This is a genomic window from Actinomycetospora chibensis (assembly GCF_028737215.1).
GTDB lineage: Bacteria > Actinomycetota > Actinomycetes > Mycobacteriales > Pseudonocardiaceae > Actinomycetospora > Actinomycetospora chibensis.
Window position 1 is genome coordinate 211974 of record NZ_JAQZAM010000005.1, and the last position, 12838, is coordinate 224811.

The following is a 12838-nucleotide window of genomic DNA, read 5'->3' on the forward strand; positions in this document are numbered from 1 at the left end:
GCCGCGTCGGTGACGGTGTTCGCCGTCATCGCGAACGGGTCGACGCGGGTGGATGGGTCACGTCGGCACCGCCGTCGAGCTCACGATCACCTTGGTGATCTCCGGGATGAGGACCTCGGGGCGGCGGGGCGCGAAGCCGTGGCCTCGCAGCCGCGCGGCCAGTGTGGCCCCCGAGAACGACACCGCGTCGGGACGCGACGCGACGTACTGGAGGAACCACAGAGCCGCCGGGGCCGGACCCGGTGCGTCGTCGTGGAGCACGAAGTCGTGCACGACGAGCAGCCCGCCGGGGCGGAGACAGGCGTGGGCCTTGGCGAGCACGACATCGATCTCGGCGTCGCCGAGCGCGCTGAGCAGGTACGACATCAGCACCACGTCCAGCCCGCCGGGCCAGGGGTCGCGCACCGCGTCGGCGGCCAGCAGCGTCACGCGGTCGGTGAGACCGGCCCGCTCCCGGTACTCGCGGGCGACGTCCACCACCGCGGGGAGGTCGAGGACGGTCGCGCGGACGCCGGGGTCCCGGGCGCAGAGGGCGTACGAGAACGCGCCGCTGCCGCCGCCGACGTCGAGCACCGAGCAGGGGCCGGCGGGGGCGAGCCGATCGGCCAGCCGCCGGGCCGGGCCGAGCGACCCCGCGTGCTGGGCCTCGGTGAACACCCGCGCCTCCCCGGGATCGGCGAGCAGCCCCGACCAGGCGTCGAAGGCCACGCCCGTCCCGGCCAGCCCGGCGTCCAGGTGCAGCAGCGCGGGATAGACCTGCTGGGCCACCTGGAGCCGGAAGTAGTCGCCGAGGTCGCCCGGGGCCCCGCGGACGAGGTAGCGCTGCGCCGCCGGCGCGTTGGTGTAGCCGTCGGGCCCGGCGACGACCAGCCCGACGCCGGCGAGCGCGTGCAACAGCGTCGCCAGACGGTGGGCGGCGACGCCCGTGGACGCCGACAGCTCCGGCACCGTGCGCTCCCCCGCGGCCAGGCAGCTGAACAGGTCGACCCCGAGCGCGGCGAACAGCGCCTTCGAGGCCATGAACCCGTACGCGAGGTGCGTCAGCCCGTGGCGGTCGACGACGGGCGCGACGACCCCCGCCGGAGCCGTCCCCGGCTGCGGGGTGTCCGTGACCGGTACCTGTCCCATCTCGTCCTCCCCGGTGGTCCGGACCCTGTCCGGTCCCGAGGGTGCGGCGCGCGCTGTCGGCGCCGCTTCGGCACGTGTGAAACGTGCTGGTCAGGGCGGGTGCGAGGGCCTCGCCGGGTGCCGCGTGACCCGTGCCCGGACCACCGGGCCGGGGTGGCGGGGCCGCACCCGGCGCCGCGGCGTGGCCATTTCACGCGACCGCAGACCTTCCCGAGGACCCGGCGCGCACCGTCCGGGGACCGGACCCCGCTCGTGGCGGTCCGCGACCCGAGAGGAACCACCATGACCACGACCACCGTGACCACCGTCGCTCCGCAGCCGCACACCGGCCCGCGTATCCCCGCCGAGCACGGCGTGCCGCGACCCGTCGAGCTCCGGGAGGCGCCACGGCCCCCGACGATCGTCGTGCGCGAGCTCGGCCCCGGCGAGGAGCAGGTGCTCGACGTCGTTTTCGCCGGGCTGTCCGACCAGAGCCGCTACCTGCGCTTCCACTCCCCGGTCCCGCGGATGGTGCCCGCGGTGCGCCGGGCGCTCGCCGCCGTCGACGGGCGCCGCCACGTCGCGCTCGTCGCGGTCGCCGAGGGGGAACCGATCGGGATCGCGCGGTGCATCGGCCTCGGCTCCGGGCGGGCGGAGCTGGCCGTCGAGGTCGTCGACGCCTGGCACGGCCGCGGCGTCGGCACGCTCCTGCTGCGCGCGTTGCGCGACCGCGCGGTCGCGGAAGGGTGGCGCGAGCTCTCCGCGGAGGTCCTCGCGGAGAACGACGCCGTGCGCGCGCTCCTGCGCAAGGTCTTCCCGATCCAGGGCGTCGAACGCGACGGCGCCGAGCTGTCCCTGACGCTGCCCCTGGTCGACCCGTGGTCCGTCGACGCCGCCGACCTGCTCACGGGAGCGGCCGCCTGACCAGCACATTTCACCGCAATCCAAGCATCCCGGAGCACGACCCCGACACCGTCGACCCGGCACGAACCGACCCTCACGGAGGACGCCACCATGACCACCACCACGACCACCACCACCGACGCCGACCGCGCCCTCAAGGCCAAGCACCGCGCGCTCTGGGCCTCCGGCGACTACGCCGCCGTGGCCGCCGAGCTGATCCCGGAGCTCGGCCCCGAGCTCGTCCGGGCCTGCGATGTGCAGGCCGGACAGCGGGTGCTCGACGTCGGCGCCGGCACCGGAAACGCCGCGATCCCGGCCGCCGAGCGCGGAGCCACCGTCACCGCGTCCGACCTCACGCCCGAGCTGTTCGATGCGGGACGGGCGATCGCCGCCGAGCGGGGCGTCGAGATCGACTGGGTGGAGGCGGACGCGGAGGCCCTGCCGTTCGAGGATGACAGCTTCGACGTCGTGACCTCCTGCGTGGGCGCGATGTTCGCCCCCCACCACCAGCTCGTGGCCGACGAGCTGGTGCGCGTGACCCGGCCCGGCGGCACCATCGGGATGATCAACTGGACGCCGGAGGGCTTCATCGGGCACCTCTTCAAGACGATGGGCCCGTTCGCGCCGCCGCCCCCGCCCGGCGCGACCCCGCCGCCCCGCTGGGGGGACGAGGGCCACGTCGCCGAGCTGTTGGGCGACCGCGTCACCGACCTGCAGACCGTGCGGCAGAAGATCGTGATGGACCACGCGCCCGACCCGCTCGCGTTCCGGGAGTACTGGAAGCGCAATTACGGCCCGACGATCGCGGTGTACAAGTACCAGTCGTCCGATCCGGCCCGCGTCGCCGAGCTCGACGAGGCCTTCCTGCGGTTCCTCACCACGTGGAACGGAACGGACACCCCCGGCCGCACGGCCTACGAGGCCGAGTACCTGCTGGTCACGGCCCGCCGCAGGTAGGGGACGGCGAGGCGCACGAGGTGGACGCGGGCGGCGGCGACCGGGCCCGGAGCCGCCGCCAGCGCCTGCTCGACAAGCGCGAACCGACCGGGCGCAGGTCTCCTGCAGGGGAAAACCTGCTGGTCAGGGTGGAGCCGCCTTCGGGGTTCGAACCCGAGACAAACCGTCTCGATCCGACCCCGCAGAAGGTGACGGCGGACCCGGGATGTGCCATATCGCAGCCGCGACGTCGACCGAGAAGGCTCCACTGCTGGCCGTGTCCACAGGGGTCTTCTCCTCGAGGAAGTGCTCGTACGCGGCCTGCTCGGCACCGGGAGCGGGGCGACCGCCCGCGGTGACGACACGCCACCACGGCACGGCGTGACCATCCGTCTTGAGCGCGTGCCCCACGCTGCGCGCGGTCGCGCCCTCGACGACGTCGGCGATCGATCCGTAGGTCGTCACCCGTCCTGCCGGTATCGACTCCACGATCGCGAGAATCTGCTCCGTCGCACTCACGACGACTCCTCCGGGTCCACGAGTCGAAAGGTGTCGCGGCCGTAGGTCCGCCCGTTGACCTGCAGCTCGATCGCGTGTTCGCCGAGGTGGAAGGTCCGGGTCGTCCGAGCGCGGAACGAGTACGACGTGTCGACGACGACAGCTGCACCCGGCGCGATCGACCGAGACATGATCTTGAACACCTTGGGTCGCAGCACACCGCGCGCCTTCCGGAAGTGCATGACGTAGTCGATCGCCGTCCGCGCCGGGACGGTGCCGGTGTTGATGATCCGCGCGGTGAACCGGACCTCCGCGCCCACGGGGACCTCGTGCTCGGTGACCGACGGCCCGTCCACCTGGAAATCGGCACCCTCGAACCCCATCAGCTCGAGGGCTCTCGGATGCCCCTTCTTGATCAACGTGCGCAGCGCGTGACGCGCGACCCGAGGCGTGTTCTCGTCGGGGTGGTCCAGCCAGCCCGCCACGATGTCGGCCGCGAGGTCGGGATCATCTCGCGCCAGGTCGTTGACGTGATTGGCCACCGACCGGCGCACGTAGTCCGATTCGTCGGTGTAGAGCGCGTCGACGATGGGGCGGGTGGCCCCCGGCCGTCGGACCAGCTCCGGAACGCCCCTGGCCCACGGGAGGTGGGAGCGCGTCCCCTCACTTGCGAGCCGGCGCACGTGCAGGTCCACGCTGCTCGTCCATCCCGTGGCCACTGCGAGCGTCCGCTCGAACCGGGCGTCGAGCATGCTCCGGATGGCGAACTCAGCAGTGAGTCGAGTCGTGAGCAGAGCGAGGACGTCCAGTGCGTCGTCGAAACTCCGCGCGGACCCCGACTCCAGAGCTCGGTCGATGACCGCCTCCGAGACCGGCCACAGCATCCACCCGGTGAACGTCTCGTCCGCGAAGGCGGCGCGGACGGCCGAGGACGTCCCGTCGTACGAGGGCGGGAGATCGACCAGGAGGGCGTCGCGCACGATGTCCACCCGCCGGCGGAGCTTCTCCGCGCCGACGCGACTCGCCTCGAGCGCCGCCGGTCGGACGCCGACCCGTCGGAGCGCCCCGGCGAGGTGCGTGATCAGCGCGGCGTCGATCAGCTCGTCCATGGCCCCCACGACGATCAGCCGACCCGGAAGACCGGCCAGCCGATCTCGGTGCGCCACGCCGCCGAGTCGGGCGTGTCCCGCGGCCCGACCAGGTAGCGCTCCCGCACCGGCCCGGCCACCGACATCGCGTTCTCCACGACCCAGGTCCCGAGCTGGCCGTAGGTGACCTCGACGCCGTCGTGCTCGCCGACGTGCGTGGTGACGGCCAGTTCCACGGGCGGCAGGTCCGCGGGGTGAACGCGTCCGGTGCGCGGCGGCGCCGCGGTCGGCAGGTACAGGAGCGCGTGACCGCGCTCCTGCTGGAAGAGCGCGTTGTCGTAGGTGCCGCCGAGGGGCCCGGCCGCGGCGGGGCCGACGGCCGCGTCCAGCTCGGCCACCGCCCCGGCGAACCAGCTCTCCACCTCGTGGTGCCCGACGACGCCCTCCACCGCCGCGACCGTCCTTGCGGGCTCCGCGCGCAGCTCGACGTCGAGCGGCGCGGGCTCGGGCCGGAGCAGGCGGCGCAGGGAGACGACCGCGCTACGGGTGCGGTCGAGCTCGTCCTCGAGGCGTTGCAGGTGGTCCGCGACCAACGTCGCGCGGACCTCGGGATCCGGGGTCCGCAGGATCCGCCGGACGTCGTTCAGCGGGACGTCGAGTTCGCGGAGCCGGTGAATGACCTGCGCGGCCGGAATCTGGTCCACGCCGTAGTAGCGGTAGCCGGTGGACTCGTCCACGACGGCGGGTTCGAGCAGGGTCGCCTCGTGATAGCGGCGCAGCGTGCGCACGCTCAGGTGCGTCAGCTGCGAGAACTCGCCGATGGTCAGCACCCCTGCAGCGTGGACCCTCCCCCCGGGGGAGAGTCCACGGCTTGACCCTCCCGCGTCGCGAGCTCGCACGGTGGGCTCATGACACAGCAGACCGCCCCCCAGTCCGACGCGCTCCCCACCACGGTGCGCGACTTCCTCTCCGCCCACGTCGTCCGCGACGCCGACGCCTCCTGGTCGTGCCTCACCGAGGACGCGGTGATCGTCGACCAGGGCGAGACCTTCCGCGGCCCGGAGCAGGTGTACGCGTTCCTGCGGGACGCCGGGTCCGAGTTCGCGTACACGACCGAACAGATCGGCGCCCACCGCATCGACGACACCCACTGCGTGGCCGTCCTGCGGCTCGAGGGCACGTTCCCGGGCGGCGTCGCGGAGCTCGACTATCGGTTCACGCTGCGGGACGACCGCGTCGCCGAACTCGTCATCGCCAACCACGACGCCTGACGGACGACGACACCATGGGCAACGATCGTGATCGTCTGGACGGGCGTCGGGCCCTCGTCACCGGGGGCTCGAAGGGCGCGGGGAGAGCCGTGGTCGAGCGGCTGCGGGAGATGGGGGCCGACGTCTACACGACGGCCCGGACGATGCCCGACGGGTACGACCGCCCCGACCGCTTCGTCGCGGCGGACACGTCAACCGTCGAGGGCACGGATGCCGTCGCCGCTCGTCTCGCCGAGGACGGCGGCCCCCTCGACATCCTGGTGCACGTCGTCGGAGGTGCCTCGACCCCGCCCGGCGGGTTCGCGGTGATCACCGAGGACCAGTGGCTCGTCGAGCTGAACCTGAACCTGCTGGGGGCGGTGCGGCTCGACCGGGCCCTGCTCCCGGCCATGCTCGAGGCCGGGTCGGGCGTGGTCGTGCACACCACCTCGATCCAGCGCGAACTGCCGCTGTACGACGCGTCCCTGGCGTACGCGACGGCGAAGGCCGCCCTGCGCACCTACGGCAAGGGGTTGGCCAACGAACTCGCCCCACGAGGGGTCCGGGTCAACGCCGTCAGCCCCGGCGGGATCGAGACCCAGGCCTACGAGGACTTCGTCGACCGGATCGCCGAGGGCGACGGCCTCACCCGGGACGGGGCGAAGCAGCGGATCTTCGACTCCCTCGGGGGCGTGCCCCTGGGACGGTTCGCGCACCCCGAGGAGATCGCGGACCTGGTGGGCTTCCTCGTCTCGGACCGGGCCGCGGCCGTCGTCGGCGGCGAGTACGTGATCGACGGCGGCACCGTCCCGACGGTCTGAGAGGAGACGACATGCACCAGCCCGCGCGGAGGACCTGTCCGGCCTACCGCCCACCTTCGTCGACGTCGGGTCCGCCGAGACCCTCCGGGACGAGGACGTGGCCTTCGCGAGTCGCCTGTGGCTGGCGGGCGGCCGCGCCGAGCTGCACGTCTGGCCCGGCGGGTTCCACGGCTTCGACGTCGTCGCCCCGCACGCCGTGCTCTCGCGGGACGCCGTCGCCGCCCGGGCGGCGTGGCTCCGGCGTCAGCTTGATGGTCCTGACACATGCGGGGTTGGTGGCTCTGTGGTGCGCACAGCGCCGATGTAGACCCCCGCATGGGAGGCCCGGGGCGCAGCGATCGGATAGGGGGAGGACGCCGAGAACCACCGCAACCGCCTGCGGAAGCGCAAGACCGCCGCCCTGCTCGAGGCGCTCGCCCAGGTCGAGCTGAGCGGCCACGAGCGTCGGTGCCTGATGTGGGTGGCGGCCTGCGAGACGCACATGGTCGCCACGCTCGCGACGCTGATGCGTCGGTCGTACGCCGCGGGCGTCGAGGCCGGCCGTGAACCCACTTGTTCGCTCGCCGCCGGGAGGTCCTGGTCCTGCAGTCATGATCTTCGAGGCCGTGGCTGGGGTCGCTCGTTCTGGACGTGTGACCCGTCCGGCGCCGAGGGGCAACTGTGCAGCGTCAGCTTCCGCTGCGCGCAGGAGGCGGACGGCGGCATCGTGCGAGCGCAACATGTCGCGGGCGATATGGGTCTCCTCGAAGCTGGACCCTGGCTACCCGTTCGAGCGATCGGGCACGTACGGTCTGCGATCGCTCACGCGACGAGTTGCGTCTTGTGGGAGGCTTCCTGAGCTGTTAGGTGCCTTCTAGCCTTTATCCATGTCACGGCGTGTGCATCTCGTGGGAAGCTGGCCGGCGGTCACGGCCCACGCAGCCATGCGCGAGATGGCCCAGCGGTGTGGCGGTGTGCTGACCTCTCTACCTGACGGGGAGACCGGCGAGCGCGAGCGCTGGATCGCCAACATCGCCGAGAGCCTCCGCGCGCATCCCGACCTCGATGTCCGGCGGGACGGCCACTGGACCTCCTACGACGACGTGCTCGACTTTCGTGTCCGTCGAGGGCACCGCCTCCGGGGCCGCGACCTGGACCTCCAGCACGTCGAACCCCACCGAGTCGGTCGGCGAGTCCTCGACGCGCTGCATGCCGAGGGGACTGTGCCGGCCGATCTCAGGTTCCAGGTCGGGCTGCCCGGCGACCTGGACCTCGCGACGTTCCTGATGGGACGAAGGGGCGGACTCGTGTACCGGCGGGCGTTCACCGACGCCTTGCTCAGCGAGATCGAGGAAATTCACTCAGCAGACGGCTCCGAGGTCGTTTTCCAGCTCGAGATCCCACTCGAGCTCGTCCTCGTCGCCATGGCACCTGGGTCGCTGCGTCCGGTGGTCGCCGGGTGGCTCGCCGCTGGCATCACCGAGCTCGCCCGCCGCGCCCCGCTCGGCGCGCGGTTCGGACTGCACCTGTGTCTCGGCGACCTGCAGCACCGGGCCCTCGCCCACCCAGAGGATGCCGGCCCAGCGGTGATGCTCGCCAACGCGATCGCGCGGCGCTGGCCGACCGGGCGTCCTCTGGACTACGTCCACATCCCGCTCGCGGCCGGCGAGGAACCACCGTCACTCGACCCGCGGGCCTACGAGCCGCTCGGGCGGCTGCGGCTTCCGGTCGGGACGCGTCTGGTCGCGGGATTCCTTCACGAGCGACTGCCATCCAAGGAGCACCGGTCGATCCTGGCTGCGGTCGAGAACGTGGTGGGCCACGAGGTGGACGTCGCGGCGTCGTGCGGTCTCGGACGACGCGGGCACGAAGCAGCCGTCGCCACGGTGGATCGGGGCGTGGAACTCTGCCTGGTCTCCGCCGTCGGTGTCCCGCGCGCCCGCGAAACGACCAGGGCACCAACCCCAACGCCCTCGTGACCGCACCGAGCGCCGAGGGGCCCCCGACGCGTGAGGGTGCGGGGCGCTCGAAGAGGTCCGCACGGGAAGGTGGTTCAACGCGAGGGCCAAACCCAGAAGGCCCGACCCCAGGAGGCCCGACCCCAGGCCGACCCGCTCGTCCTGGTCGAACTACTCGCACCTCGTCCTCGGGGTAGAACACCGCCCACAGCGCCTGCCCCGGGGGATGACGAGACCGCCTGACCTTGGCGCATGCGCCGTCGACGAACACTCGGTCGGTCCCGCCTGGCGTCGTTGCCCGCCACGTCGTCAGGTCCACGGCCTCGACGGCGCTGCTGAGCGGCATCGGCTGGTGTGAGCTTCTCCGCGAAGCCGCGCCGGGCCGAGTCAGGAGATCAGGTCGTCGAGCTCACCGGCCTTGATCGCGTCGACCAGCCTGGCGATCTCCATCGCGGCACACGTCAGTATCGGACCGTGTGGGTCCTTCGAATCCCGCACGGCGATCTGCCCGTCGGGCATGCGGGCCATCTCCACGCACGCGCCGTTGGGGTTGCTGCGGCGGCTCTTCTGCCATGCCAGGACCGGTCCTCCGGCGTCAGCGATCGGTCCGGACCCCGCTCCGTCGTGCGGCATCTCTCTCCTCCCGAGGTACCCGCGCCTCACGGTTCCGGTGCGCGTGCATCTGAGCGCTCGTTTGCGATTGCACCGACCGTCGATCCGGCGACGCAACGTGTCAACTGGCACGCGGCGGGGTGCTCCCCGGACGCGGTGGATGGTCTTCCCCTTCGCCTTCTCGCCGGTCTGGGTCAGCGGAGCAACTTTGGTTGGTGTTGTGGTGCCGCGTGGTCCGCCACCGCGCCCAGGTCATCGATGTCGCCCAGCGTTGACGGTTCGGCCGGGAACGGGCGGGTGGTCGTTGAGCACCAGCCGGTTCCTCCAGTGCCTGCCAGGCCGAGGGTGTGCCAGCGCTGCGAGTCGCTCGATAGGGTCACTGTCGGTACTGATGAGCAGAAGGGCGGAGCCCATGACCAACCCGAGCCAGGCTGCGACCGGAGGAGCGAACCCCTCCGCAGGGGTGATCGATACTTCCGTCCCTTCGATCGCCCGGGTCTATGACTATCTGCTGGGCGGCAAGCACTACTACGACGTGGACCGGGTGGCCAGCGAGGCCATGATCGACGCGGTGCCCGAGACGACGTTGCTCGCCGCGGCGAACCGCAACTTCATCCGCCGCGCCGTGCGGTTCCTCGTGGGCGAGTCCGGCATCGACCAGATTCTGGACATCGGCTCGGGCCTGCCGACCGCCGGCAACGTCCACGAGATCGCTCAGGAGATCAACCCGAACACCCGGGTCCTGTACGTGGACAAGGACCCGATCGTGCTCGCGAACGGCCGAGCCCTGCTGAGTGCCAACGAGAACACCGTCGTGATCACCGCCGACCTGCGGGATCCAGAAGCCATCTTCGAGAACCCTGAGACCCAGCGGCTCTTGGACCTGAGCCGGCCCCTTGCTGTGATCCTCGGTGGCATTCTGATGCACATCGAAGACGAGGAGAACCCGCACGGGATCGTGGCGATGATTCGCGACCGGCTCCCGTCCGGCAGCTTCCTGGTGCACTCCGGCTGTGCCGACCCGGGCGAACCACGCGCCCGCGAGCTCAACCAGATCTTCTACGACTACAACATGGGCTCTCGGTGCTTCCGACCCACCGCGGAGCAGGCCGACTTCCTGAAGGGGCTCGAGCTCGTCGAACCCGGCCTCGTGCCCTGCAGCGAGTGGCGACCCAGCTTCGACTTCCCCGACCCGGACAATCCCGCACACCAGATGGTCATCGGGGGCATCGGCCGGAAGCCCTGACGCCCGGCCGACGCACGATTCAGCGCCCTGCTGCCTCGAGCCACCCTGATCTGGCACACTCTCGCCAACCCTTGCACACGGGCGGTGGTCATCATCGGTGAAGCGGGTTGGCCCGGCCACCAGCAGAGCCTGCGGGCGAGTGGCGGCGGTCCGACAGTGCTCCGCATCCTCGTGGGCACCCAACTACGGCGGCTACGAGAACAGTGCGGCATGAGTCGGGCCGCCGCGGCCGACCTCATCCGAGGGTCGGAAGCCAAGATCAGCCGGCTCGAGCTCGGGCGGACGGGATTCAAGCAACGCGACGTCGTGGACCTCCTCTCGGCCTACGGGGTGACCGAGGACGCGGAGCGGGAGGCCGTCCTGGGCCTGGCCCGGCGGGCGAACGAGCCGGGTTGGTGGCAGTCCTACAACGACGTCATGCCGGGCTGGCTGGAGATGTACGTCGGCTTGGAGCAGGCCGCATCGGTGATCCGCAGCTACGAGCCCCAATTCGTCCCCGGGTTGTTACAGACCGAGGCCTACGCCCAGGCCGTGATTGAGCAGGGTCAGGTTGCACAGCCAGCCGACGTCAAAGAGCGGGTCGCGTTACGCATGCGGCGACAGCATCTCCTCAATAATCCAGGCGCACCCGACTTCTGGGTCGTGATCGACGAAGCGGTCCTGCGACGGACCATGGGCAACACCGAAGTGATGCGCAGCCAGCTGGACCACCTCCTGTCGATGATGAAGCGACCACGGGTGACCGTTCAGATCATCCCCTTCACCCGCAGCGGCCAGGTGGCGACCGGTGGGCCGTTCACGCTACTGCGCTTCGCCGAGCCCGACCTGCCCGACATCGTCTACCTCGAGCAGCTCACCAGCGCCTTCTACGTGGACAAGCGTGAAGACGTCGAGACCTACCTCGAATTGATCGACCGGCTGAGCGTGACCGCGCTGACCCCCGACGAGAGCGCTGACGTCGTGGCCGCAGCCCGCGCCACCCTCTGACCCGTCATCTGGCGACCACACCCGCCACCAGCGGGGACCGAGATCATCTAGATCGGGTGGATGCCCGCGGCCGGAACCATCTTCTCACGACGCAGAGAGCGCTCGCGGGCAGCTTCCCTGAGCTTGCAGCTGCACACGACGATAGTTACGCTCATCTCAGATGCACATGCACAGCAGGGGCACTCGCGGAGGTGAGTAGGTTGCGATCCTTCTCCGATGTGAGATCGCACCTAGTGGTGTCCTTCACGACAGAGTCGCCCCGCCGTCCGACGGGTGCGGTGAGTAGCCATGCGCGGCGCGCATAGCGGCCACCACCGCGCGACTCGGCGACCCGAACTCGTCGAGCTGACGTGCGCGCTCGACGGCAACTCGCATCTGGTCGGTCTCGACGTCTTCGCGGCAGCCGCGCGATCACAGCGTGGAGTCTTCTCGGCGGTGTGCGGCCACGAGGTCATGGCCGTCTCGATGTCGACTCCACCCGGTCCCCCGTGCCGGCCATGCGGCTCGCTCTGAGCTGAACGCCTTGGAGGGCGCGATCAGGCGACGACGCCCGGCGTACCCCAAGGAGAACCTGGGTCCGCTAGCGTGCAGAGGTACATGCAGACGTTGCTTGCACCGGCGGGCCGGGGCGATGCTGGCGGGGGTCGGCCGAGGGCGAGGTGACGTCACGTGCTTCAGTGCTGCCCCAACGGTGCGCGCCCGCCCGATGCGTACCCGGCCGTGCCGATGACCCCCCGTGATCTCGCCAGGGACGCCCGCGTGGTGGCCGCAATGGGAGTGCGCAGCCTGCACGTGCACCCCCGCGACCAGGACGGCCGGGAGAGTCTCGACGCGGGCACCATCGGGGCGGTAACCAGCGCGATCCGCGCCGCGGCGCCGCGGACGGAGGTCGGTGTCACGACCGCCCGGTGGGTCGAGCCCGATCCCGTCGCCCGCACCGAGAGCATCGGACGATGGGGGCGCCTGCCCGCCCACGCCCGCCCCGACGTCGCCTCGGTCAACGTCCACGAACACGGGTGGCAGCGAGTGTGCGCCGCCCTCGAGGCGGTGGGCATCGGGGTGGAGCTGGGTGTCTGGACCTCCGGCGACGCCGTGCAGCTCAAGAAGGCCGGTCTGCCGAAGGGCACGGTCCGGGTCGTGGCCGAGGTCACCGTGACCGCTCCAGATATCGCAGTCGTCGAAGCGCGGCGCATCCTCAAGGCGCTCGGCTCGGTACCCGCTCCGATCCTGCTCCACGGCGAGGACGCCGGGGCCTGGCCCGTCCTCGAGTACGCCCGGCGCATCGACCTCGACACCCGGATCGGCTTCGAGGACACCCTCGAGGGCCCGGATGGCACCAGGCGGGCCGTCAGCAACGAGGAGCTCGTGCGCCACGCATTGGCCCGCTGAGGAAGTCCGTCACCCCGCGCCACAGTGGCGGAGCTCGATGCGGACGGCCAAGACGTGACAGTCC

Annotated in this window: 14 protein-coding genes and 1 pseudogene; 9 read left to right on the top strand and 6 right to left on the bottom strand. The window is 71.3% G+C overall.

The genetic code is table 11. The annotated features are described in order from the left end of the window. Nucleotides 1–57: 57 nt before the first annotated feature. The gene (locus PH189_RS09710; protein WP_274188577.1) at nt 58–1128 is read right to left on the bottom strand and encodes a class I SAM-dependent methyltransferase; all 1071 of its coding nucleotides are present in this window, start codon (nt 1126–1128) and stop codon (nt 58–60) included. 282 nt (nt 1129–1410) lie between these two features. Between PH189_RS09710 and PH189_RS09715 the strand changes: the two genes are divergently transcribed. After that, a complete protein-coding gene (locus tag PH189_RS09715) occupies nt 1411–2031 on the top strand; it encodes a GNAT family N-acetyltransferase (protein WP_274188578.1) in 621 nt (206 codons plus the stop codon). A 90-nt stretch (nt 2032–2121) separates the two neighbouring features. Then, a complete protein-coding gene (locus PH189_RS09720; protein WP_274188579.1) occupies nt 2122–2967 on the top strand; it encodes a class I SAM-dependent methyltransferase in 846 nt (281 codons plus the stop codon). 123 nt (nt 2968–3090) lie between these two features. Here PH189_RS09720 and PH189_RS30460 read toward each other — a convergent pair whose 3' ends face one another. From PH189_RS30460 to PH189_RS09730, 3 genes are read right to left on the bottom strand one after another with little or no spacing between them, the layout of a single operon-like run. Next, nucleotides 3091–3465, bottom strand: coding sequence for an MGMT family protein (locus tag PH189_RS30460; RefSeq protein WP_378014971.1), 375 nt, complete (start codon nt 3463–3465; stop codon nt 3091–3093). Continuing rightward, a complete protein-coding gene (locus PH189_RS09725; RefSeq protein WP_274188580.1) occupies nt 3462–4553 on the bottom strand; it encodes a DNA alkylation repair protein in 1092 nt (363 codons plus the stop codon). Before PH189_RS09725 ends, PH189_RS30460 begins: the two co-directional genes overlap by 4 nt. A 14-nt stretch (nt 4554–4567) precedes the next feature. Next, nucleotides 4568–5362, bottom strand: coding sequence for a MerR family transcriptional regulator (locus tag PH189_RS09730; RefSeq protein ID WP_274188581.1), 795 nt, complete (start codon nt 5360–5362; stop codon nt 4568–4570). A 78-nt stretch (nt 5363–5440) separates the two neighbouring features. Here PH189_RS09730 and PH189_RS09735 point away from each other — a divergent pair, with 78 nt between their 5' ends. The 3 genes and pseudogenes from PH189_RS09735 to PH189_RS09745 form a co-directional block, all read left to right on the top strand. Beyond that, the gene (locus PH189_RS09735; RefSeq protein ID WP_274188582.1) at nt 5441–5803 is read left to right on the top strand and encodes a nuclear transport factor 2 family protein; all 363 of its coding nucleotides are present in this window, start codon (nt 5441–5443) and stop codon (nt 5801–5803) included. A 14-nt stretch (nt 5804–5817) separates the two neighbouring features. Next, nucleotides 5818–6603, top strand: a complete 786-nt coding sequence (locus PH189_RS09740; protein ID WP_274188583.1) for an SDR family oxidoreductase — start codon at nt 5818–5820, stop codon at nt 6601–6603. A gap of 10 nt (nt 6604–6613) precedes the next feature. Then, nucleotides 6614–6910: pseudogene (locus PH189_RS09745) on the top strand (alpha/beta hydrolase); the annotation flags it as partial. 658 nt (nt 6911–7568) lie between these two features. Here PH189_RS09745 and PH189_RS09750 read toward each other — a convergent pair. Further along, complete coding sequence (locus PH189_RS09750) at nt 7569–7793, bottom strand: hypothetical protein (RefSeq protein WP_274188584.1); 225 nt, start codon at nt 7791–7793, stop codon at nt 7569–7571. Nucleotides 7794–7805: 12 nt separating this feature from the next. On the opposite strand from PH189_RS09750, the gene PH189_RS09755 reads away from it, so the two are divergent. Continuing rightward, complete coding sequence (locus PH189_RS09755) at nt 7806–8561, top strand: hypothetical protein (RefSeq protein ID WP_274188585.1); 756 nt, start codon at nt 7806–7808, stop codon at nt 8559–8561. A gap of 366 nt (nt 8562–8927) precedes the next feature. Here PH189_RS09755 and PH189_RS09760 read toward each other — a convergent pair whose 3' ends face one another. Beyond that, entirely contained in the window at nt 8928–9173 is a 246-nt protein-coding gene (locus tag PH189_RS09760; protein ID WP_274188586.1) for a DUF397 domain-containing protein, read from the bottom strand. 391 nt (nt 9174–9564) lie between these two features. Here PH189_RS09760 and PH189_RS09765 point away from each other — a divergent pair, with 391 nt between their 5' ends. From PH189_RS09765 to PH189_RS09775, 3 genes are all read left to right on the top strand, one after another. Continuing rightward, nucleotides 9565–10398: an SAM-dependent methyltransferase gene (locus tag PH189_RS09765; protein WP_274188587.1), complete on the top strand. Its 834-nt coding sequence runs from the start codon at nt 9565–9567 to the stop codon at nt 10396–10398. 93 nt (nt 10399–10491) lie between these two features. Further along, nucleotides 10492–11385 (top strand): helix-turn-helix domain-containing protein, encoded by an 894-nt coding sequence (locus tag PH189_RS09770; protein WP_378014972.1) that lies wholly within the window; start codon nt 10492–10494, stop codon nt 11383–11385. 726 nt (nt 11386–12111) lie between these two features. Continuing rightward, entirely contained in the window at nt 12112–12774 is a 663-nt protein-coding gene (locus PH189_RS09775) for a 3-keto-5-aminohexanoate cleavage protein (protein ID WP_378014970.1), read from the top strand. Nucleotides 12775–12838 lie beyond the last annotated feature (64 nt).